The sequence below is a fragment of the Shewanella sp. MEBiC00475 genome (genome assembly GCF_005234075.1).
GTDB lineage: Bacteria > Pseudomonadota > Gammaproteobacteria > Enterobacterales > Shewanellaceae > Shewanella > Shewanella polaris.
In genome coordinates this window covers 3659674-3681510 of sequence record NZ_CP039928.1, presented here as the reverse complement: position 1 = coordinate 3681510, position 21837 = coordinate 3659674, and the positions used below count along the sequence as shown (strand labels likewise).

Annotated in this window: 21 protein-coding genes; all 21 read right to left on the bottom strand. The window is 41.6% G+C overall.

What is annotated here, in order from left to right; all coding sequences use genetic code 11:
* Positions 1–13: 13 nt before the first annotated feature.
* Positions 14–733 carry an RNA polymerase sigma factor FliA gene (locus FCN25_RS16450; RefSeq protein WP_137226494.1) on the bottom strand — a complete coding sequence of 240 codons (720 nt, stop codon included), beginning with the start codon at positions 731–733 and terminating at the stop codon, positions 14–16.
* Positions 726–1610: a MinD/ParA family protein gene (locus FCN25_RS16445; RefSeq protein ID WP_137227441.1), complete on the bottom strand. Its 885-nt coding sequence runs from the start codon at positions 1608–1610 to the stop codon at positions 726–728. Before FCN25_RS16445 ends, FCN25_RS16450 begins: the two co-directional genes overlap by 8 nt.
* Positions 1611–1614: 4 nt before the next feature.
* A complete protein-coding gene (gene flhF / locus FCN25_RS16440; protein ID WP_137226493.1) occupies positions 1615–3000 on the bottom strand; it encodes a flagellar biosynthesis protein FlhF in 1386 nt (461 codons plus the stop codon).
* A 29-nt stretch (positions 3001–3029) separates the two neighbouring features.
* Positions 3030–5129: a flagellar biosynthesis protein FlhA gene (gene flhA / locus FCN25_RS16435; protein ID WP_137226492.1), complete on the bottom strand. Its 2100-nt coding sequence runs from the start codon at positions 5127–5129 to the stop codon at positions 3030–3032.
* A gap of 123 nt (positions 5130–5252) precedes the next feature.
* A complete protein-coding gene (gene flhB / locus FCN25_RS16430; RefSeq protein ID WP_137226491.1) occupies positions 5253–6386 on the bottom strand; it encodes a flagellar biosynthesis protein FlhB in 1134 nt (377 codons plus the stop codon).
* 8 nt (positions 6387–6394) lie between these two features.
* Positions 6395–7198, bottom strand: a complete 804-nt coding sequence (gene fliR, locus FCN25_RS16425; RefSeq protein ID WP_137226490.1) for a flagellar biosynthetic protein FliR — start codon at positions 7196–7198, stop codon at positions 6395–6397.
* Positions 7199–7201: 3 nt separating this feature from the next.
* Positions 7202–7471, bottom strand: a complete 270-nt coding sequence (fliQ, locus tag FCN25_RS16420) for a flagellar biosynthesis protein FliQ (RefSeq protein WP_137226489.1) — start codon at positions 7469–7471, stop codon at positions 7202–7204.
* Positions 7472–7483: 12 nt separating this feature from the next.
* Positions 7484–8242: a flagellar type III secretion system pore protein FliP gene (fliP, locus tag FCN25_RS16415; RefSeq protein ID WP_137226488.1), complete on the bottom strand. Its 759-nt coding sequence runs from the start codon at positions 8240–8242 to the stop codon at positions 7484–7486.
* Positions 8242–8622: a flagellar biosynthetic protein FliO gene (gene fliO / locus FCN25_RS16410; protein WP_254693787.1), complete on the bottom strand. Its 381-nt coding sequence runs from the start codon at positions 8620–8622 to the stop codon at positions 8242–8244. Before fliO ends, fliP begins: the two co-directional genes overlap by 1 nt.
* A gap of 107 nt (positions 8623–8729) precedes the next feature.
* Entirely contained in the window at positions 8730–9113 is a 384-nt protein-coding gene (fliN, locus tag FCN25_RS16405; RefSeq protein WP_137226487.1) for a flagellar motor switch protein FliN, read from the bottom strand.
* A 10-nt stretch (positions 9114–9123) separates the two neighbouring features.
* On the bottom strand, positions 9124–10152 hold the full coding sequence (gene fliM / locus FCN25_RS16400; protein WP_137226486.1) for a flagellar motor switch protein FliM: 1029 nt from the start codon (positions 10150–10152) through the stop codon (positions 9124–9126).
* A gap of 29 nt (positions 10153–10181) precedes the next feature.
* On the bottom strand, positions 10182–10703 hold the full coding sequence (gene fliL, locus FCN25_RS16395) for a flagellar basal body-associated protein FliL (RefSeq protein WP_137226485.1): 522 nt from the start codon (positions 10701–10703) through the stop codon (positions 10182–10184).
* 97 nt (positions 10704–10800) lie between these two features.
* A complete protein-coding gene (locus FCN25_RS16390) occupies positions 10801–12345 on the bottom strand; it encodes a flagellar hook-length control protein FliK (RefSeq protein ID WP_254693664.1) in 1545 nt (514 codons plus the stop codon).
* 291 nt (positions 12346–12636) lie between these two features.
* On the bottom strand, positions 12637–13083 hold the full coding sequence (gene fliJ / locus FCN25_RS16385) for a flagellar export protein FliJ (protein WP_137226484.1): 447 nt from the start codon (positions 13081–13083) through the stop codon (positions 12637–12639).
* 5 nt (positions 13084–13088) lie between these two features.
* Positions 13089–14429 (bottom strand): flagellar protein export ATPase FliI, encoded by a 1341-nt coding sequence (fliI, locus tag FCN25_RS16380; RefSeq protein ID WP_137226483.1) that lies wholly within the window; start codon positions 14427–14429, stop codon positions 13089–13091.
* 10 nt (positions 14430–14439) lie between these two features.
* Positions 14440–15576 carry a flagellar assembly protein FliH gene (gene fliH, locus FCN25_RS16375; protein ID WP_137226482.1) on the bottom strand — a complete coding sequence of 379 codons (1137 nt, stop codon included), beginning with the start codon at positions 15574–15576 and terminating at the stop codon, positions 14440–14442.
* Between the two features lie 161 nt (positions 15577–15737).
* Positions 15738–16790: a flagellar motor switch protein FliG gene (gene fliG, locus FCN25_RS16370; RefSeq protein WP_137226481.1), complete on the bottom strand. Its 1053-nt coding sequence runs from the start codon at positions 16788–16790 to the stop codon at positions 15738–15740.
* Positions 16783–18468 carry a flagellar basal-body MS-ring/collar protein FliF gene (fliF, locus tag FCN25_RS16365; protein ID WP_175405948.1) on the bottom strand — a complete coding sequence of 562 codons (1686 nt, stop codon included), beginning with the start codon at positions 18466–18468 and terminating at the stop codon, positions 16783–16785. The genes fliG and fliF overlap by 8 nt, the downstream gene beginning before the upstream one ends.
* A 70-nt stretch (positions 18469–18538) precedes the next feature.
* A complete protein-coding gene (gene fliE, locus FCN25_RS16360) occupies positions 18539–18880 on the bottom strand; it encodes a flagellar hook-basal body complex protein FliE (RefSeq protein ID WP_137226479.1) in 342 nt (113 codons plus the stop codon).
* Between the two features lie 262 nt (positions 18881–19142).
* On the bottom strand, positions 19143–20492 hold the full coding sequence (locus tag FCN25_RS16355; protein ID WP_137226478.1) for a sigma-54 dependent transcriptional regulator: 1350 nt from the start codon (positions 20490–20492) through the stop codon (positions 19143–19145).
* Complete coding sequence (locus FCN25_RS16350) at positions 20485–21681, bottom strand: PAS domain-containing sensor histidine kinase (RefSeq protein ID WP_254693663.1); 1197 nt, start codon at positions 21679–21681, stop codon at positions 20485–20487. Before FCN25_RS16350 ends, FCN25_RS16355 begins: the two co-directional genes overlap by 8 nt.
* Between the last annotated feature and the right edge of the window lie 156 nt (positions 21682–21837).

Below are 21837 nucleotides of genomic sequence, written 5' to 3'. Positions count from 1 at the left end.
TCTAGATAAGTTATTATTCTTGTGTCCAATGCTTGAGTTTTGCTTTTAATCTGAGCATTGCCTGACTTAATATCTGGCTTACTCGCGATTCACTAACTTCAAGGATTAAACCAATTTCTTTTAAATTTAATGCTTCGTCATAATATAATGACAACACTAAGGCATCTCTTTCTGGTAATGTTTTAATTGCTGCAACCAGCGCAGATTGGAATTGCACTTCAGCAAGTGAGTCAAAGGTTTTATCTGTCGGTTCGTTGTCAGTGACTAACACATCTTGCGAAACGCCAAGATCTTCTATGCCTATGATTTTACCAACAGAAACATCATTTAAGATATGATGGTACTCATCGAGCGACATATCAAGTTTTTCAGCAATTTCAGTGTCATTAGCATCACGTCCAAGCTGTTGCCCTAATTCATCAATTACCTGGGCAACACGACGATTATTTCGATGTACTGAACGTGGGACCCAGTCACCACGGCGAATTTCATCTATCATTGCGCCACGAATTCTGATACCCGCAAAGGTTTCAAATTTAGCGCCTTTACTGTTATCAAAGTTAGATGATGCTTCAAGTAATCCCATCATCCCAGCTTGTAATAAATCATCAAGTTGCACCGATGCTGGTAATCTTGCCAGCATATGATGGGCAATTTTTTTTACCAGCGGTGCATACTGTTCAACAATAGACGTTTTGTTATCGAACTGAGTATACGCAGCGGCTTTATTCACTCGTTGTTCCTTCTTCTTGTATCGGTTTACGTTGTACAAGACGTTCAACAAAGAACTCTAAATGACCACCGGGCTGTTGTGGTACAGGCCAGGTCATAATTTTATTAGCCAATCCTTGGTAAGCAATAGCTGAAGGTGATTTAGGATACGCTTCAACAACTAACTTTTGCTTACGAACAGATTTTCGTAAATTTTCATCAAATGGAACGGTTGCCACTAGTTCTAAAGCGACATCTAAGAATCTATCCGTCACTTTACTTAGTTTAGCAAATAACTCCATACCTTCTCGTAGACTTCGCACCATATTTGCTACAATTTTGAAGTGGAACACACCATGTTCACGGCTTAAAATTTTAATCAATGCATAGGCATCAGTAATTGATGTCGGTTCATCACATACTACGATTAATACATCTTGTGACGCTCGAGAAAAACTCAGCACCATATCTGATATACCAGCCGCAGTATCTACAATTAAAATATCGAACTGAGTACGCATTTCACTAAATGCACGGATTAAACCGGCATGTTGTGCTTGTGTTAACTCAACCATCGCTTGAGAACCTGACGTAGCTGGAACAATACCAATACCTTTAGGTCCACGTACGATGATGTCATCTAATTCGGCATCACCGGACAAAACATGAGATAAATTTTTCTCCGCACGTATCCCAAGCATGACATCGACATTAGCTAAACCTAAATCGGCATCAAGCACTAATACACGTTTGCCCTTTTCAGCTAGCGCTACCGCGGTATTAATTGACACACTGGTTTTACCCACTCCGCCTTTACCACCGGATACGGCAATTACTTTTACTTTATCGTTATTTGGTTGATTCATCATACGTAAACCACTTGCTTGATCCCGAGTCATATTTTCACTCAAATGCATAGGCTGTGTCATTAGACCACACTGGGTCTTGTGACGTCTGTTGTTCTTTTTCGTTTAATGCTGCTAATGCTTGCTTCGCTAATTCTAATGTATCAGCCACTTTCATGTCTTCAGGAACACGTTGACCGTTTGTAACATAACTCAATGGTAACTCATTTTGAATCAATACGCTCAATGCACCTGCAATTGATATCGATTCGTCTAATTTAGTCAGAATAGCACCAGATAATGGAATCCGCTTAAAGTGCTCTACCGCATCTTGTAATACGCGACGTTGACCTGTCGCAGATAATACTAAGTAACTCCGAATAGGGATCCTACTGTTTGCTGTCAAATTATCAAGTTGTTGATACAGACGCATGTCACGTTGTCCCATACCGGCAGTATCAATTAACACTAATTTCCGGTTTCTAAACTGATAAAGAATTTGTTCTAATTCTGATAAATCATTTGCTTGCTTAACTGGACAACCCATAATTTTCCCATAAGTCGCTAATTGGTCATAAGCACCAATTCGATAATGGTCAGTGGTAATTAATGCAACTTGTTCAGGGCCATGATGGGCAGCAAATCTCGCAGCGATTTTAGCTAAAGATGTTGTTTTACCGACACCAGTAGGTCCAACAAATGCCACAACGCCACCACGTTTAACAATGTCATCACCTTGATTATCAAGTAGATTAGCTAAACTTTGTGGTAACGCTCTCACTAAATCTGCTGGAGAGTAATGTTGGCTTAATCCGGCTAGTTTAGCCGCTACTGCAGGGGAAAACTCAGCTGCAATCAATTTACTTTCAAGCATGGCACCAACAGGGTCGGTGCGCTTTTTTTGATCCTTCATTAATGAAGACACTTGATGGGTCAATAAGCTTCGTAATGAAGCCATCTCTTCGCGCAACTCTTCCATATCAGCAGATTGATTTTTATTGGCTTTCTTAGAATGTTCCGCGGTAGTTTGTGGTTGAAAAGTTGCAGCTGATTTAGCTGGCTTAGCACCTTCTAATTGACGAGCCCATTCAGGTAATTCTGGCTCATCTTGGCGCACTGACATCTGCTGAGTCATGCGGTTATGTTGTTTTTCAAGTAATGCTTGCAGTGAATCAGCCGCTGGCGGTGGGCTAACTTTAGATTGAGCTTTCACAGCAGGTTTAGCACCTAGTGATACTCTATCTTCACTCACATCCATAAAACTGCTGGTCGGCGCTTGTGACGCAATAGCGGCTTTAGGTTCGTCATAATCAACCGCCGCGACAATTTCTATCCCACCAGTGACTTTCTTGTTTGACATAATGACAGCGTCAGAACCTAGCGTTTCTTTAACTTGGGCCAATGCTGCGCGCATATCTTTGGCAAAAAATCGTTTAATTTTCACTTATGCACCTCTAAAAACTGACATTATCACTATTGACCTACAGCTGAAACAATTCGTATTTGCTTCTCGTCTGGTATTTCTTGATAAGAAATCACTCGTAAATTTGGAATAGTGTATTTAACAAATCGTGACAGCGTTGACCTAAGCATGCCAGATGTCAATAAAATGGCCGGTTGCCCTACCATTTCTTGCTTCTGAGCAGCATCTAATAACGACTGCTGCATACGCTCTGCAAGGCCCGGTTCAATATTAGGTCCTTCACCGCCGGTAGCCTGCATAGACTTATGCAACATCTGTTCCAACTCTGGCGCCAATGTAATGACAGGGATTTCAAGCTCTGGACCAGAGATTTCTTGTACAATCATACGTTTTAACGCAATACGCACTGCAGCCGTTAGCACTTCAGTATCATTACTCTTAGTGCCATATTCTAGCAATGTCTGCACTATGGTGCGTAAATCGCGTACCGATACGCCTTCATTAAGTAAGTTTTGCATCACTTTAACGACCGAGCCCAGAGGCATAACATCTGGCACAAAACCATCCACTAATTTAGGTGAATTTTTGGCCAACATATCCATTAATTGCTGCACTTCTTCGTAACCTAATAGTTTTGCAGCATTATTACTGAGTACTTGACTAATATGCGTCGCTACCACAGTTGCGGTATCAACTACGGTATAGCCCAATGTTTGCGCGTGTTCACGTTGCTCAGGTGCAATCCATACAGCCTCTAAACCGAAGGCTGGATCATGAGTCTCAATGCCATCAAGCTTACCGTACACTTGGCCAGGATTAATCGCTAATTCACAATCATGCCTAACTTCAGCTTCCCCGACCACGACGCCCATTAACGAAATGCGATAAGCATTAGGTGATAAATCTAGATTGTCACGAATATGTACAGCGGGAACTAAAAAACCTAATTCTTGCGAGAGTTTTTTACGTACGCCTTTGATCCTGCCTAATAGCTCACCACCTTGAGACTTATCAACTAATGGAATTAAGCGATAACCGACTTCAAGTCCAATGGTGTCTACATGACGCACATCATCCCAACTTAAATCTTTAGGTTCTTTATTTTTAGTTTCAACAGGCCCTTTAGTCGCTAGTGTCAATGCGGCTTGTTTTTTATCTACGTTACGCTTGTAAACAAAGTACGCAGCACCTGCGGTAATAAATGCAAATGTTAAAAATGCAACATGGGGCATACCAGGCACGATACCCATAACAAATAATAACCCAGCGGCAATGGCTAATGATTTATGACTGTCAAACATCTGACTAAACATCATTTGGCCCATATCACCAGACTCATTTTGACGAGTCACCAATAAAGCAGCGGCAATAGATAATAATAAACCAGGGATCTGTGCAACCAAACCATCACCGATGGTTAATAACGTATAAATTTCTACAGCACTAGAAAAATCTAGATCATGCTGCACAATACCGATAACAAAGCCACCTAAGATATTGATGACTAAGATCATAATACCAGCAATCGCATCACCTTTTACAAATTTTGAAGCACCGTCCATAGCACCATAAAAGTCAGCCTCTCGGGTAACTTCAGCGCGACGAATACGAGCTTGATCTTGGGTTAACGTCCCCGCATTTAAATCGGCATCAATGGCCATTTGTTTACCAGGCATGGCATCTAAGGTAAAGCGAGCACTCACCTCAGAAATACGTCCAGCACCTTTAGTCACAACGGCAAAGTTAATGATGATCAAAATAAGAAACACCACTAAACCAACGGCATAGTTACCACCGATAACCACCGAACCGAAAGCTTCGATCACTTTACCGGCAGCATCACCACCATTATGACCTTCAAGCAATACAATACGAGTAGAGGCAACGTTAAGGCCAAGCCTTAACAAGGTAGCCACCAGTAATACGGTAGGGAATGCAGCAAAATCGAGGGGTCTATCGGTATAAATAGTAACAAGCAACACCACTAATGCTAACGCGATATTGAATGAGAAAAGGATATCGAGCAAAAAAGCAGGAATGGGTAACACTACCATTGCCAGCGCCGCAAGCACCAATAAAGGTGTACCAATACCTTTAAATGTCGCCAGTCTTATTTGTTTAAATTGCCCGAAAGCTGCTTTTGCATCCATTGAGGTAAACCCTTCGTATAGTCTATTGCGAAATAAAGTACTGATATTTGACGCCAATAAAACTATAAAGCAAAAATTGAGCCACTATTAGTTATTGCACAACATAAGCTAATTGAGTGGTGATTAATGCTTCAAATCATCAGGGATAGGTTGATTAAGTGGGATGGCTTTAGGTCGACGGCCTTTACCTTTCTGGTATTGTCTTAGTTGAAATACATACGCTAATACTTGAGCTACTGCGGTAAATAAACCTTCTGGCACTTGTTGATCAATCTTAGTGGTATGGTAAATAGCGCGAGCAAGTGGTGGTGCAGAAACAATAGCAATATCATGCTCACGAGCAATCTCTCGGATCCTAAAAGCAACGTCATCAACGCCTTTAGCGAGTAAGAATGGAGCTGACGAACGTTTTACGTCATATTTAACTGCCACCGCATAATGTTCAGGGTTAACCACAATAACATCTGCATTAGGCACCTCAGTCATCATACGTCGCTGTGCCAACTCTTGCTGCATCTGTCTTATACGGCCCTTAACTTCAGGCTTACCTTCTGAATCTTTATATTCATCTTTGATTTCCTGCTTAGTCATTTTCAGTTGTTTATTGTGATTCCAAATTTGAAAGGGTACATCAATAATCACAATAAATAGCATTGAACAGCATAGCAGGATAAACATCCAAATAAGTAAATCTAAAGCATGGTAAACATTACCAGGAAGGTGATCACCAGACAGAGTTAAAATATCATAAAAATAAAAACTTAGGAGAAAATAAGCGGATAATGCAACCACTAAAAATTTAGCTATCCCCTTAGTAAGCTCAACTAAGGCTTGAGTGCCAAACATGCGTTTAAAGCCGTTCATTGGGTTTAATTTACTGCCTTTAGGCATAAACGCTTTTACTGAAAAAGACATACCGCCTAAAACGATATTACCCAAAAAAGACACAAATGCCAGTAAAGCAATAAAACTCATTAACGGCCAGGCTAGCTCGTTTCCAACAATGCCCCATACCCGAAACATGGAGTTAGTATCAAAAATTTGATCACGTTCCATGGAAAATATTTGCTTCATAATGGTATAGAGGCTTTTGGCAATTGCCGGTCCTGTCATCGAAAAACCAACCGATGCAGCAATCAGTACAGCTGCGGTACCGAGCTCTTTAGAACGAGCGACCTGACCTTTTTCACGAGCTTGTTCAAGTCGTTTCCCTGTGGGCTCCTCGGTGCGTTCTTGACCACTATCACTTTCTGCCATCAGTGTCCCTAGAAAACGACTGAACTATCAATTGGACATTGAAGCAGCAAAATATCACACAAAAGTAACTGTGCAGCTGACCAGACTTCATCAAAATGCTCCATGATGGGTCCCAATGTTAACCATAGAATAAATAAACCACTGACCATGGTGACTGGAAAACCAATCGAAAAAATATTCAATTGGGGTGACGCACGCGTCATCACACCAAATGATAAATTAATTAATAACAAGGCAATAATAGCCGAAATAGACATAGTTAATGCGGCACCAAACATAAAACCGCCCCATTCAGCAAGAGCGCGATAATTAGCGATTGAGATACCTTGATTTGAAATTGGAATCGATTCAAAACTCGCCACCAGCATTTTAAACATCAATAAATGACCATCTACAGCCAAAAAAATCAATGTTGCCAGTAATAGAAAAAAGTTACTTACTACAGGTGTTTGTGCACCAGAACCAGGATCAACCATTGAGGCAAAACCTAAGCTGGTTTGCATACCAATAATCTGTCCCGTTAACACAAAAGTTTGCATTACCATTAAGGTGACAAACCCCATGGTCACCCCAATTAGTATTTGTTGCAAAATGACAAAGACAGAACTTAATGCCATTAACTCGACATTTTCAATCGGGGGTAAAATAGGCGCAACGGCCATTGTTATCGCAACGGATAACATCAGCCTAACTCGAGTTGGAGTGGTATTGGCGCCAAAGACGATCATGACCATCAACATGGATGAAATACGAAAAAAAGGCAATAAATAGGCAGCTATTGTTTGACTAATTTCACCAAACAAAATGTCCATGACTTAACCTATCACTTGTGGAATGAGATTCACCATCTCGATAAAAAATTCCATCATGGTTTGCACTAGCCAATGGCCTAAAAACATCAACGCAAATAACGTTACCAGTAAACGGGGTAAAAAACTTAAGGTTTGCTCGTTAATAGATGTCGCGGCTTGAAAGACCGCCACAACTAAACCGATGCATAAGCCGGGTAAAATAATCGCTGACACCATCAATACAATAACGGATAGTGCTTCTCGGAAAATATCAATTAGCGATTCTGGAGACATAATTTAAGCGCCTTATATTCCGAAGCTGTTCGCTAAAGTCCCCATAACAAGACCCCAACCATCAACAAGAACGAACAACATAATTTTAAACGGCAGTGATACAATCATCGGCGACAACATCATCATACCCATAGCCATTAAAATACTGGCCACAACCAAATCCAATACCAAAAATGGCACAAACAACATAAACCCAATTTGGAATGCCGTTTTAAGCTCACTAGTAATAAATGCTGGAATAACAACACTCATTGGCGTTTGTTCAGGTGATTGAATATCTTTATAACCAGATATTTCAATGAACGTTTGTAAATCGGTGGTTCTCACTTGCGACAACATAAACTTTTTAATCGGTTCTTTGCCGACATCATAAGCCTGAGTCAAGGTTAATGTTTCATTGATATAAGGTTCAACAGCTTCGGCATAAATTTTATCAAATACCGGCGCCATAATAAAAAATGTCATAAATAAGCTAATGCCAATCAACACTTGATTTGACGGCGTTTGCTGTAAACCTAGGGCTTGTCTCAATATCGATAACACCACAATAATACGGGTAAACGATGTCAACATGATAACCATTGCGGGGATGAAACTCATTGCTGTCATTAGCAATAAAATCTGCATCGTTACCGAATATTCAGTTGTACCATCAGCTCCTGTGGTCACCGTTAACGCGGGTAATACACCATCCTGAGCAAATGCAGTAGGAGATAATCCCATTACCATTAGTGCAACAAGCAAGATTAACACTGTAGTGCACTTATTCATTATTGCTGTTCCTTAGCTTGTTTTAGACGATTGGCAAACGAGGATATGGGAATGTCGACAGGGTTAGCGAGCTTATCAATGAGGTTAATCTGTTGTGAGGTCACACCAAGTAGGTATTGTTGGCCGTTAACCTCAACTAATACCACTTTCTCACGTTGTCCTATCGACGTAACAGCAACGGTTTTAATGACACCACCACTTGATGGCACTAATTTAAGACGTTTTACAATATAAGCTAACAAAAATATTAGCGCTAATACCACAATCAAGCCACCAACCATATTGGCTAATGTGGCAACATTTGACACTTCATTAGTCTGCGCTGCGGTATTATTGGCAAGCGTACTTGACACTTCAGGTGCGCTCAATGCCTCACTCATAATGCCAAGCATTAGTATCATATTCGCCACTTTAATTCCTTGAGATGTGGAATCAACTCAGCAAATCGAATATAACAATATATAATTTGCTGCGTTAATGAATGTGGTTATTTAAGCTTTTTAATCCGCTCAGTCTGACTAATCACATCAGTTAAACGAATACCAAACTTATCGTTCACCACCACGACTTCACCATGGGCAATCAATGTACCGTTAACCATTACGTCTAAAGGCTCGCCCGCTACACGGTCAAGTTCAACTACCGACCCCTGGTTTAACTGAAGTAGATTACGGATACTAATAAAACTGCGCCCTACTTCCATAGAAATAGTCACTGGAATATCTAAAATACCATCGAGCTTTGCAGCTTCTTCTTTAGTAATGGGTTTAGAGTCATCAACTAACTCATCAAGCTCAACCTGTGCAGCTTCTTCAATCGCCTGCTCAGCCATTGCTGCAGCCCAGTCATCACCTGTATCTTCTGTGCTCATTTACTTCACCTTATAAATCTGAAATATCACGCGACTTGCCTTTGCGAGTCACTAACTGCAGTTCTGACTTAACCGTCTCTGGCCGCGGTATTTTTTCTTTAATTTTTAATGCTAAATTATCGCGTGATTTACCCAACTTACAACGATAAGTAGGTAAGTCCTCGATTCGCATCATAATATGCTCGGGTAACTCAATTGGGATAATATCACCCGCTTTAAATCCCATCACATCACGCAGTGTCACTTCATGTTCTATAATGTTGGCATCAAAGCCCACTTGCACATCCATGATTTCATCACGTAATGCTTGCGACCAGCGCATGTCAGTATCTTGCTTATCACTTTGGACACCTGCATCCAATAACTCTCGAATGGGTTCAATCATTGAATACGGCATAGTGATATGAAAATCACCACCGCCACCATCAACTTCAATATGAAACGAATTAATAACCACCACTTCTGTTGGGCTAACAATATTCGCCATCGCAGGGTTCACTTCAGAGTCCAGATATTCAAACTCAACATCCATTACTGGCGCCCAAGCATCTTTATAATCTTCAAAAATAATTTTGAGCAACAACTGTACAATTCGACGTTCTGTTGGCGTAAATTCACGGCCTTCAATTTTGGCGTGAAAACGGCCATCACCACCAAAAAAGTTATCAACAAGAATAAACACTAACCGTGCTTCCATGGTAATTAAGGCCGTGCCTTTGAGCGGGCTAAATCGCACCATATTTAAGCTGGTTGGAACAAATAAAGTATGAACATACTCGCCGAACTTTAGCATCTGAACGCCATTAATAGACACTTCAGCAGCACGACGCATCATGTTAAACATACTGATCCGCAAATGACGTGCAAATCGTTCATTAACAATTTCAAGCGTGGGCATACGGCCACGTACAATTCGGTCTTGAGATGAGAAATCATAAGAACGCGCATCAGCACGATCCTCTTCTATTTCATCATCATCAACATCATCGACACCATGTAATAGCGCATCAATCTCATCTTGACTTAATAAATCACTCACATAATCGCCTTAGCAGTTAATGCTTTTGGTTATTGCATTACAAAGCCAGTAAACAGGACTTTTTCAACGATTTTATTTCCTGTTATTGGTTGCAGCGTATTTTGAACATTAAGTAACGCTAACTGACGTAATTCATCTTTACCAGCTTGGGTACTCAGTTTTTGTACATCAGCACCACTAAAAGTGGTTAATAATGCAGCTTCAATTAATGGGATATGTTTTTGGACAAGTACACTGTCATTTTCACCACGCACCATTAGTTGAACTTTTATTTCGACAAGCCTAGCTCTGTCAAGACCAGGTAAATTAAATAAAAATGGCCTCGGCATACCTACATAATCAGCTTCTACATTGTTTTTTGGATCCGATTGAGATGCGACAGAAACATCCTCTCCATCAACTGGAGCTGTGTCATCCGACCCCATGAAAAACCAAATAGCACCACCAATTAATAATGCAACCACTAAACCAATACCGCCAAAGATAAGCAGTTTACTTTTCTTCTTACCGCCTTCAGCGGTTTCGTTTAATTCTAATTCTTCTTCAGCCATCTTAGTGGTTCCTAATCAACATAGTGATTAACATTAAAACTGGCTTAAAAAGTCAGTATTTGATTGAGCCGTCATATTATTGCTATAGGTTACCTACTTAAGCATAATAATCTATAGCTGAATGTAAACTCCTTGACGGATTTGTCATCAAGCTAACCTCTTGTGTTGAAATTTCATCCAATTGGCTATCACTATCACTCTGACCACTTGATTGACCTTGTTGTTCACTTCCCTCATCGCCCTGAGAAACATGACTATCTGTCAATTGTAATCCTTCTTGAGAGAGCATATCTCGTAGTCGAGGCATAGCCTGTTCAACAATATCACGGGTTTGCGACTGGGCAACATGGAACTGAACTTGTGTTTGATCGCCCTGGATTTGAATTTTAACGGTTAAATGCCCAAGCTCTGGTGGATCAAGACGAATTTCAGCTTGTTGGATGCCATTACTTACCATGGTGATCAACTGTTGTTTCATCACAGGAGAAAACCGCTGGATCATCTCTTGCATTTGACCACCCGCCTCGCCTTGCGTTCTTAACGATAACTGAAATTGTGGTACATCACTTTTGTGTGTGGGGGTCAAACTACTGAGATTTTGTAGCGCTTTATTGTCAGTATCACTCGCGCTGGCCAAAGCGTCCATTCCCAAGTTAACTTGATTGGCGTTAACAGATGCATCAGCTGAAGTGCGTTTTGCCGCTAAAGAGTCCAGTACCACGGCAAAATCCGCTTTTGCCAATACTTTGGCACTATCTGTATCTAATTGAATATTGCCATCAGTGAGAGTTTTATCACCTAAAATAGTCTTAGGATCAACACCCGTCATTGTTGATGCGGATTCAAGTGAGGTTGCCGAACCGCTAACCCCAGAGCTCAAGGGACGAGTCATATCTGATTTAACTTGCGCAGCATTCACACCGCTAGCACTGGCCTGTCCAGGTATCGCCACGCTTGCGGCCACCGACTTATCAATCTCGCTTGGTTTATTTCCCATCACTATATCGTCTGATACTTCATCACTATTATCAACAGTGTTGTCCATCATGGCTAAACTAGAAGGTTCTGTAGCCAGTGATTGTAAATTAAATTCACCAATTAATTTATTTAACGCCTGGTTGTCTAGCGCTTGTAAATCTTCTAAAGATAAATTAGCAAATGCCATAATCTTATCTAGGTCTTCACTACTGAGCTGAGAAAGAGCATCTGTGGCAGTTGCAAAATCAACGGGTAAATCGATCGTATCAGTAGAATTATTGCCAACAAGGTCATTTCCAGAGACTAATAAAACTGTCGCGTCAAAATCTCCTTCGGTCATCTCGCCGAGCGGCAAGTCTTTTCCGTCGATGGCATTACGGTTATTCAATGAGTCAGCCATATTAAGCTGCGCAAAAATCATTTCCGCATCGGCATTTTCTTCTGAAGAAGACTCAGTGCCAATATCGACATTCGCTTTTGCAACTTCGGTATTAAACGAATTCTTGGTCGTATTAACGTTACGTTGTGAAGCAAGATTGGATTCGTTTGCTTGATCTAAAGCAGATAAGAACGATTTATTATCAACATCTTGCATGTTTGCTTTCGAACTCACATCAGCAGATTTACTGCTACTGCCGAGTAAGATATTGTTGACCTGCTGCATAATCTGCCCCACTCAATTAAACAAAATTAGGTAATCTATCGTCGAATAAACACAAGTCAATGAAACACTATTTGCGCATATTAGTCTTCTTGGCGATACAAAATGCTCATTGCAAAATCTGCTCGTGAATTATTCACTGTCGCTTCGCTGACGATTTTTACTTATATTTGTAATGTTAAGCAATTTAAATGCCAACACTAATGACTTAACGATCTTTACATGAAAAGCGATGTACCAGAAGATTAGCGGAAAATAGGGGGGTAAGTGATATTTAGATTAGGTTAACAAAGACTATTTCTTTTTTTGACGGAAATATTGCTGCATAGCAAATTCATCTGACATTTTTTGCTCGCGTTTAGCTTCTATTACCCTCGCTTTATTGGCTTTTTGGGCCAATAACATCTCAACGGCTTTGCGCTTTTGTTGTTTTTCTTGCCAATGGATTTGACGATAACCGACTTGCTTTTCGGCATCCTGAACCGCGGCAACTTGCTGTGTTATCGCACTATCCACTTGACGAATAAACTGATGGAATTGATGATATTGATTTGCCCGTAACGTAGTACCAGCATGCCCTTCCATCTGTTTCATATAATCTAAACGATAATTGTTTAATGCATCCAGCTGACCTTGACGTTTTTGTTTTTCAAATTGGGCGGATTTGAGCTGTAATGCCGCTTGTTCTTCTGCGGAAGTGGCTAACTTCAATACGGTTAAAAGGGGATCAGTTCGAGTCATTTACCTTATCCCTGACACTGTGCAGCTATTTGAGTCAACATTACTCGGCTTTCTTCAAATGTCACAGGATCTTTAAATCCCTGACGTAAAAAAGCGTTCATTGCGGGTTGTAAGCGTATTGCGTTATCAATGCGAGGATCGCTGCCCTGAGAATAGGCCCCAATTGAAATAAGGTCGCGATTCTGCTGATATAAAGAATACATCTGTTTAACTTTACGCATCGCTTCTAGATGTTCCACACTAATGACCATAGGCGCGACACGACTAATTGATGCTTCTACATCAATAGCAGGATAATGACCCGAATCGGCAAGCTGACGAGACAACACTATGTGACCATCTAAAATAGCCCTTGAAGCATCAGCAATAGGATCTTGTTGATCATCACCTTCGGTCAATACAGTATAAAATGCTGTAATAGAACCTTGTCCTGCGCCACCATTACCCGCTCGTTCAACCAAACGTGGAAGTTTAGCAAATACTGAAGGTGGATATCCTTTAGTTGCAGGCGGCTCGCCTACCGCAAGAGCGACTTCACGTTGTGCTTGTGCGTAACGTGTTAAGCTGTCCATCAGCAATAGCACATCGTAACCTAAATCTCTAAAATACTCAGCGATACGAGTGGACGTTTCACAAGCCCGTAAACGCATTAATGGCGACGTATCAGCAGGCGCAGCCACCACAACGGATCGCGCACGACCTTCATCACCCAAAATTTCTTCAATAAATTCTTTAACTTCTCGACCACGCTCGCCCACCAAACCCACCACAATAATGTCGGCTTTCGATCCTCGCGTCATCATGCCAAGCAGCACACTTTTACCTACACCAGAACCAGCAAACAAACCCATACGCTGACCTTTACCCACAGTCAACATTGAATTAATCGCGCGAACACCAACATCTAACGGTTCAGTAATCGCGCGTCGAGATAATGGATTAATATAAGGACCATGACGTGCAGCATGTTGATCTGTATTAAGCGGACCTAGACCATCTAATGGCACGCCGCTACCGTCTAAAACCCTACCCAGTAATGATAAACCAACATTTAATCCCGATTGCTCACCAAGTGGTTGAACTCGAGCTCCGGGCAACACACCTCTTAGCTCTTCAATAGGCATTAAATACAGTAACTTGTCATCAAATCCTATGACTTCAGCTACCAATTCACCCACCATAGTCTCAATAGAACATAAACTCCCCACCGGCGCACGACACCCAGTGGCTTCGAGTGTTAAACCAACCACCCTAACTAACTGACCACTTGCAACAGGTCGCAACGGCAATACATGCTTATGATGCACCGCAAATTTATTCAATAGTTTATGTTGACGAGTACTCATCGGTGTTTCCTTAAGATAAGTCATTCTGTGGAGGCTGAATGTCATCCGCTTTATCAGCTCGCACGGGATCGTCACTTACATCAGGACTTGTATTAGGAGCAACAACTTGGTCAACATCGATTGATGCAGAAGGTGGATCCATTTTTTCATCCACCACAGACTCAGTTGATTCGGTGACATCGTCTTGGAGAGCTTGATGTTGAACTGAACTGCCAGTATCAGACATACCAATGCCGCCATCATCCATTTCTTTACCAATAGCCCTGTCGGAAAGCTCAGCCGCTTGTTGATATTCACTTAAATTGTCGACTGATGTGGTTTGGTATTGGGGATGAGTGGTCTTTTGTTGTTTTACATTTTTGGCTAACTGATTTGACTGAGCATCTAACTCGCTAAATACTTGATTGATACGTTGTTCAACACGTAAATCGACAGATGAACGAACACTGTCGAGCATACAATCACCATTTGATAATGTCGGATCGATATCAATCTGCCACTGATTTTTTTGCAGCTGCTCAACACTAAAACATTGATTCACGATTTCCGAATCTGTTTGATTCAGGCGTATTTTAACAAGTTGTTCTTTTAGTGGAAGTGCATCAACACCTTGACGTAGCGCCGATAAAACATGCTCTGGATGTGTTTTAAGCTCATGGCCAATCACCGCTTTTGCTAAGCTTAACGTCATGGCAAGCAGCTCAGCTTCTATTTCGTCATCGAGTATTGATAATGGGTGCTCAAATTGACTAATAATATGATTAAGTTGCTCACCAAGTTGATTTGCATTTGCTTGGCCAGCCTCTAATCCTTGCTGCTCGCCCTGAGTAAAACCTTCAAGATGCCCTTGCTCTAGCCCTTCTAAACGCCCTTGTTCTAATCCTTGTTGATAACCGTCTTGCTTACCTTGCTCAAAACCTTCTAGCTCTGCCGCAGCACGGATCTCTTCAATTTGCGCCATGGTAGGTGGAGCCATAGGTCGGCTCGACTTAACAACAGGATCTTGTTTATGCTCGCCAGAAAACTTACCAAATAAATTTGAAGGACTTTGACTGCGATCTTGAGTAATATCAGGTAATTGCCAATGACTAAATTCATGCTCATCATCCGCATTAAGTACCTTTTTAGGTGATTTTGATTCTGGCATAATGGATCACTTATATTGTTGAAGTCATGGTTTCAAAGCAAACAACAGGGCATCACATTATAATGTGGCACTCATGATAATGTGCACTCATGGTAAACATACAAACATAACCGAGAACAATCCAATGGAGATACCACCCATATACAGATAATTGTTATTGGTTACAAGAATTCGTCACCACCACCGCCAGCTAACATAATTTCACCACTGTCACTGAGACGACGAGCAATCGATAAAATCTCTTTTTGTGCGACTTCAACTTCACTAATACGAATCGGTCCCATAGCTTCTAAGTCATCACGCAACAGTTCAGCGGCACGTTTAGACATATTACCCAAAATTTTCTCTTTCAGTGCATCATCAGCACCCTTAAGTGCTTTCATCAGAATATCTTGCTGTACTTCACGTAACAAGGCCTGAATACCACGATCATCCACATCGATAAGGTTTTCAAATACAAACATCATGTCCTGGATTTGTTGCGCCATTTCTTCGTCAGTGTCGCGCATCGTTTCCATGATCTGGCTTTCAACCCCAGTATCAAGATAATTCATAATATTGGCAGCCGCTTTCAAGCCACCCATCTTCGCGGCTTGAGCACCACCTTGACCAGCAAATTGTTTCTCCATAATGTCATTCAACTCTTGCAATGCTGCAGGTTGAACTTCCTCAAGATTAGCAATACGCATCATTAAATCTAAGCGGGTATTCTCTGGAAACTGGCTAAAAATCTCAGCGGCTTGATCGGGTTCTAAATACGACAACACAATCGTTTGAATTTGCGGATGTTCATTTTGAATGATCGTTGCTACTTGACGCGCATCCATCCATTTTAACGAATCAAGCCCTTTAGCGCCGCTACCCATGATAATTTGTTCAATCAAATTACCGGCTTTATCTTCACCCAATGCAGCGGTCAACGCCTTACGGACGAATTCTTCACTGTTAAAACCAATAGACGAATATTTTTGAATATCATCTAAAAATAATTTATGAACGCCGATGACTTTTTCTTGACCAAACTCTTCCATAGCCGCCATCGCCATACCCACTTTTTGCACCTGTTTAGGTTCTAAGTGTTTTAAAATTGACGCAGCATCAGCTTCACTCAAACTCAGCAGTAAAATAGCTGTTTTTTCGACGCCAGTGACAGAATCAGGATCAAAACCTGCTACTGCCGCTTTTTCGGTTTTTTCTTTTTTATCATTAGCCATTGTCTTGTAACCAATTTTTAATTACTTGAGTGGAAAGTTCAGGCTCATTGGCCACGAGAGCTCTAATTGCTTTAATCATATCATCATCTTTATGCAAATTAGGTATGTGAATTGATCCGTCATCGGCATAGCTGTATTCCGCCTCTTTGGTATTAAGCATACCTAAGGTATCTGCGGCATATTGATCTTCAATTTCGGCTAATTCATGCCCAGGGCGAACATCGTCAGGCATGTTGACCCCACTAGGATTCGTTAGCTTCTTAAGCATAGGTCGAACCACAGCTAAAATGAGCACTAAAATAACAATTGCACCTAAAGCCAATTTTATCGCTCGCCAAAACCAAGGCTGCTCCCACATATCCGGTTCTGGTAATTCTTCAATTAACTGATCCATAAAGGGAACGGTAACTACTTCGAGTGCATCACCACGTTGAGAGCTAAACCCTACAGCACCTTCTAATAAACGGCGAATATTGGTTAACTCTTGTTCTGTTCTTGGCACCCGTGATACTTGACCATTCTCATCAACCTGACCAGGTTTAAAATTAATTGCAACAGATGCACTCACCCGACGTACAACACCAATTTGCTGACGAGTATGACTTATCGTTGTGTCTAATTCATAATTTCGCGTAGCTTCTTTTGAAGAGTCACCTGAAGTAGTAGAACTAGCACTAGAAGCCTCACCTGCCACTTCTGGAATAGTAGATTCCATTGGCGGTTGATTACTTAACGCCCCAGGAATGCCACCAGAACTTTGACCAGATGAGTTACGCTCAATCGTCATTTCACTGCGAATAGCAGGTAAATCAGGCGAGAAACGTTTAGCCGTTTGTTCTACAGCGGTAAAGTTCATATTCACATCGACTTGAGTGGTAAAATTCTCAGGCCCTAAAATTGGCATCAATATTGATTCAATTTTATTACGGTATTCGGCTTCTTTTTGTTGTACCAACTCAGACTCACGACGTGCTCTTGCAGAGGTACCATCTTGGCTACCAGAATTAAGTAAGCGGCCATTTGAATCGGTTACCGTTACGCGTGATGGAACCAACCCTTGTACCGCAGAGCCAACAATATCAACAATCGCATCAATCTCTTCCTGGCCTAAACCGCCACGACGAACACTCACCACCACAGTCGCACTTGGTTTAGACGCATTACGAGCAAAAACGTTTTCCTTCGGTAATGCTAAAATCACCTTGGCGCGACTAATACTTTTTAACTCTTCTATCGCTCGGGCTAAATTAGATTCCTGGCTTTGCTTTAAGCGAGCTTGCTCCATGCGCTGGCTTACCCCAAAACCACTGTCTTGACTTAAATAGTCATTGGCTTGAGTGCTACTTTGAATCCCAGCACGGCTAAGCAGTAATTTTACATCTTGATATTTATCTTCAGGCACTTTCACCACATCGACATTAATTTGATAATCGATTTGGTTTTTATCGAGAACATCTAAGACCTGGATCATCTCAGCAGTTTCCATTTTACCCAATGGGCGATAATCAGGCTCCTGCGCCCACATCATCACAAAAACCGCCAACGCAAGACAGATTGCCAATGCCAGAATCATGATCACCTGACGCATCATGTCGGCACCACCAGCACCGCCAAGCAATCCAGATTTATTCTCTTGCTGGACTCCGTCATCAACTGTTGAATCTGAACCTACCATTATGTCTGTGCTCACAATACGTACCTGCTATATCTGATGGTGTTATGTAATTTAGTGCTTAAAAACGTCTGCACTAAACAGGCATATTCATAATTTCTTTATAAGCATCAACCAGCTTATTACGTACCTGCACCGTTGCCTCAAACGCAACGCCAGCTTTTTCACGCGCAATAACGGTATCAGACAAAGAAACAGTGGTGTCGCCCATGTCTAAACGAGTCGCTAAACTTGCCGATGTTTGCTGCAATTCATTAACACTACCCACGGCTTGAGACAGTAACTGACTAAAATCAGCTCCCGTCGTGTTATTCACTTGTTGGGTAAGGTTGGGACGAATAGATGAACCAATAGAAGGAGATATTTCGCCACGAAGTGACTGCATTTCTTGCATTAATGGATTTGCGCTAATCTGCATGGTGTAACTCCCTTTCGTCGATTTTTTGACGACAATAATAACTAATACAGAGTTAAAGCAATTTAGATGCCAAGATGTTAAATAACAGGAGAAAGATAGAAACCAGGAAGGCAAAAATAACCTATTCACATAATGGAATAGGTTATTTGTTGGTATATAAAGCGGTATCAATCTAATTTAATGAACAGAAATAAAATTATTAGAGTGCTAAATCATAGACTTAACAAAAAACTGATAACTGCACTTTTTGCTATGTCGGTTGCTATGCAGGTAATTGGATCCCCATATCACGCATTTTAGCCATTTTATAACGTAACGTGCGGGCACTGATCCCCAGTTTTTCTGCGACCATTTTCCGACTGCCCTGACATTGATTAAGGGTTTCTAAAATAATCACATGCTCTTGAGCTTTTAATTCATCGCCTAAACCGTCTACGTCAACAGACTTATCATTTTCAATACTCTCTGTAGAAACCAACTTCACATCGGCAGAGTCAATAATAATATCATTGACACCTATATAATCATTAGCCCGTAATATCAGTGCACGTTGAATAACATTATCTAACTCACGTACATTACCTGGCCAACGATGGGTTAATAAACGTCTAGTGGCAGCATCATCAAGCTTAGGTACTGTAGTCATATTAAATGCTTTAGCATGCTTAATCAGCAAATGTCGCGCCAGCGGTAAAATATCTGCAGGGCGTTGATGCAGCGCAGGCCAAGTTAACGGAAACACATTAATTCGGTAGTATAAATCTTCTCTAAACTCACCAGATGTCGCCATGGCTTTTAAATCTCGGTTTGAGGTAGCCAGTACTCGCACATCAAGTTTAATGGTTTTACGGCCACCTAAACGCTCTACTTCGCGTTCTTGCAATACCCGCAATAATTTAGCTTGTAAGCCAAGTTCCATCTCGGATATTTCATCAAGCAATATGGTGCCACCTTGGGCTTGTTCAAACTTACCTGGGCAAGCTTGATAAGCGCCCGTAAATGCGCCTTTCTCGTAACCAAACAAGGTGGCTTCTAACATGTTTTCGGGTATTGCTGCGCAGTTAATCGCAATAAACGGTTGGTCATGGCGTTGACTATGTTGGTGAATAAACCGTGCCAACACTTCTTTACCCGAACCACTCGGCCCCATAATCATGACCGATGCATCTGACACGGCTACCCGCTGAGCCAGCGACAACAAGGCTAAACTTTTGTCATCGGCAACCACAGGTTTATCGTGATTTTGCGTTAACGGTAAATAACGTGACACCTGATTCAACAACACTTCAGGCGCAAACGGTTTAGCAAGATAATCTACAGCACCTAATTTCATCGCACTAACCGCACTGTCAATCGTGGCATAAGCGGTCATTAACAATACCGGCAGTTTAGGTTGATGTTGCTGTAAATAGGCCAACAAACCCAGTCCACCAATGCCTTCCATCTGCACATCGCTAATCACCATATCAAAATGGTTGGCTTTTAAGGCCAAAATAGCCTCTTCGGCACTACCGACATCAACACAGTCGTAATGGGCAAGCATTAAGGTATCAAGCAATGCTTCACGTAAATCAGCGTCATCCTCAACTAATAGAATATTGGCTTCAGTCATGCATCACCTCCTGATCTGCTGTTTTTTTAATGTGCGGGAAGCGCAAACGAATATGGCAACCCATACCAGGCTTACATGACAACTGAATGTGCCCGCCATGGTTACGTACTACCGACTGAACAACGGCTAAGCCTAAACCGGTACCTTGGCTCTTAGTGGTAAAAAAGGGTTCTAATATTTGCTGTTGCATTGACGGTTCAAGCCCTTTGCCATTATCAATGACATCTAACAACAGCCCCTCTGGGGTTTCACTGGCACTGACTTTAATTTTTGTGGCACCCGCTTCAATACTGTTCATCACTAAATTATTCACCGCAGAGCTCAATGCATTAGCATTGGCAAGCATCAATGAATTGGATGTATCTTCAACAACAAGCTGGCAGTGTTTTTTATCTGCAATAGGCTCGCAGCTTGCCATCACTTGAGTAATAATCTCGTCCATTGAAACGGATTCTGCCATTCCCTCTTGACGCCCTTTGGCCATCAATAACATGTCATTAACTTGACGCTCTAATTCATTCAGTCGATCAACTAACTTAGATTGAAACTTAGTTCGAGCTGAATCTGATAATTTAGGACTGGCGAGATTAGAAGCATAGAGCAAGGCGGCAGATAATGGGGTACGCACCTGGTGGGCTAATGTCGCCACCATTTTTCCTAATGCGGATAAACGTTGTAAATGAGACAGGTTTTTCTGTAACAAACGGGTTTCAGTAAGGTCGGTTATCACTATCAACTGTCCAGATTCTGGTGCCAATGGCGTTATGGCCAATTTTACTCGGCGACCATTTTTTAATGACACTTCATGGCCATCATCATCTTGTGGAGCAAAAGCACGTTGAATAATGTCAAACCAGCGGGCACCTTGTAATGGACGCCCCAAAAGCTCGGTAGCAACGGGGTTAGCAAGCGTCACCACGCCATCGCCATCAATAATCACTACCCCAGATGGCATGGCTTGGAGAATATGCGCCATTTGATTCGACATATTGGCAGCCTTACTTGAATAAGCACTCACAGCCGGCGTAAACACCGGTGTTTTAGCGTGAGCAATACTTTGACGAATGGCACTTTCATTCGGCCGGGAAACAGGCTTAGTCGATGCATAAGGTGTGGTGGTAAACGATGCTGTAATAGGCAACTCAACCTCCGCATTACGCGGATTTGATAACACTCGAGCTGAATACATGGCCACTCCGTCAAAAGAATTACATTTGACTAACCTAATGCATTTAGTGTGCCAATGAAAACATTTTTTATTGGTGCATCAACAGCCATAAAAACAAAAACACACCCGAAGATGTGTTTTTGTTTTTATGCGATACTTCATTCATTAACAATGTAA

What these genes read in the sequence shown, in the direction of transcription:
- fliI (WP_137226483.1), bottom strand. Translation starts at nt 14,429, where the DNA reads ATGAGTACTCGTCAACATAAACTATTGAATAAATTTGCGGTGCATCAT.
- fliN (WP_137226487.1), bottom strand. Translation starts at nt 9,113, where the DNA reads ATGAGCACAGAAGATACAGGTGATGACTGGGCTGCAGCAATGGCTGAG.
- FCN25_RS16355 (WP_137226478.1), bottom strand. Translation starts at nt 20,492, where the DNA reads ATGACTGAAGCCAATATTCTATTAGTTGAGGATGACGCTGATTTACGT.
- fliE (WP_137226479.1), bottom strand. Translation starts at nt 18,880, where the DNA reads ATGCAGATTAGCGCAAATCCATTAATGCAAGAAATGCAGTCACTTCGT.
- fliO (WP_254693787.1), bottom strand. Translation starts at nt 8,622, where the DNA reads ATGAGTGAGGCATTGAGCGCACCTGAAGTGTCAAGTACGCTTGCCAAT.
- fliQ (WP_137226489.1), bottom strand. Translation starts at nt 7,471, where the DNA reads ATGTCTCCAGAATCGCTAATTGATATTTTCCGAGAAGCACTATCCGTT.
- flhB (WP_137226491.1), bottom strand. Translation starts at nt 6,386, where the DNA reads ATGGCAGAAAGTGATAGTGGTCAAGAACGCACCGAGGAGCCCACAGGG.
- fliG (WP_137226481.1), bottom strand. Translation starts at nt 16,790, where the DNA reads ATGGCTAATGATAAAAAAGAAAAAACCGAAAAAGCGGCAGTAGCAGGT.
- FCN25_RS16350 (WP_254693663.1), bottom strand. Translation starts at nt 21,681, where the DNA reads ATGTATTCAGCTCGAGTGTTATCAAATCCGCGTAATGCGGAGGTTGAG.
- fliR (WP_137226490.1), bottom strand. Translation starts at nt 7,198, where the DNA reads ATGGACATTTTGTTTGGTGAAATTAGTCAAACAATAGCTGCCTATTTA.
- fliH (WP_137226482.1), bottom strand. Translation starts at nt 15,576, where the DNA reads ATGCCAGAATCAAAATCACCTAAAAAGGTACTTAATGCGGATGATGAG.
- FCN25_RS16445 (WP_137227441.1), bottom strand. Translation starts at nt 1,610, where the DNA reads ATGACTCGGGATCAAGCAAGTGGTTTACGTATGATGAATCAACCAAAT.
- fliL (WP_137226485.1), bottom strand. Translation starts at nt 10,703, where the DNA reads ATGGCTGAAGAAGAATTAGAATTAAACGAAACCGCTGAAGGCGGTAAG.
- fliJ (WP_137226484.1), bottom strand. Translation starts at nt 13,083, where the DNA reads ATGACTCGAACTGATCCCCTTTTAACCGTATTGAAGTTAGCCACTTCC.
- fliP (WP_137226488.1), bottom strand. Translation starts at nt 8,242, where the DNA reads ATGAATAAGTGCACTACAGTGTTAATCTTGCTTGTTGCACTAATGGTA.
- FCN25_RS16390 (WP_254693664.1), bottom strand. Translation starts at nt 12,345, where the DNA reads ATGCAGCAGGTCAACAATATCTTACTCGGCAGTAGCAGTAAATCTGCT.
- flhA (WP_137226492.1), bottom strand. Translation starts at nt 5,129, where the DNA reads ATGGATGCAAAAGCAGCTTTCGGGCAATTTAAACAAATAAGACTGGCG.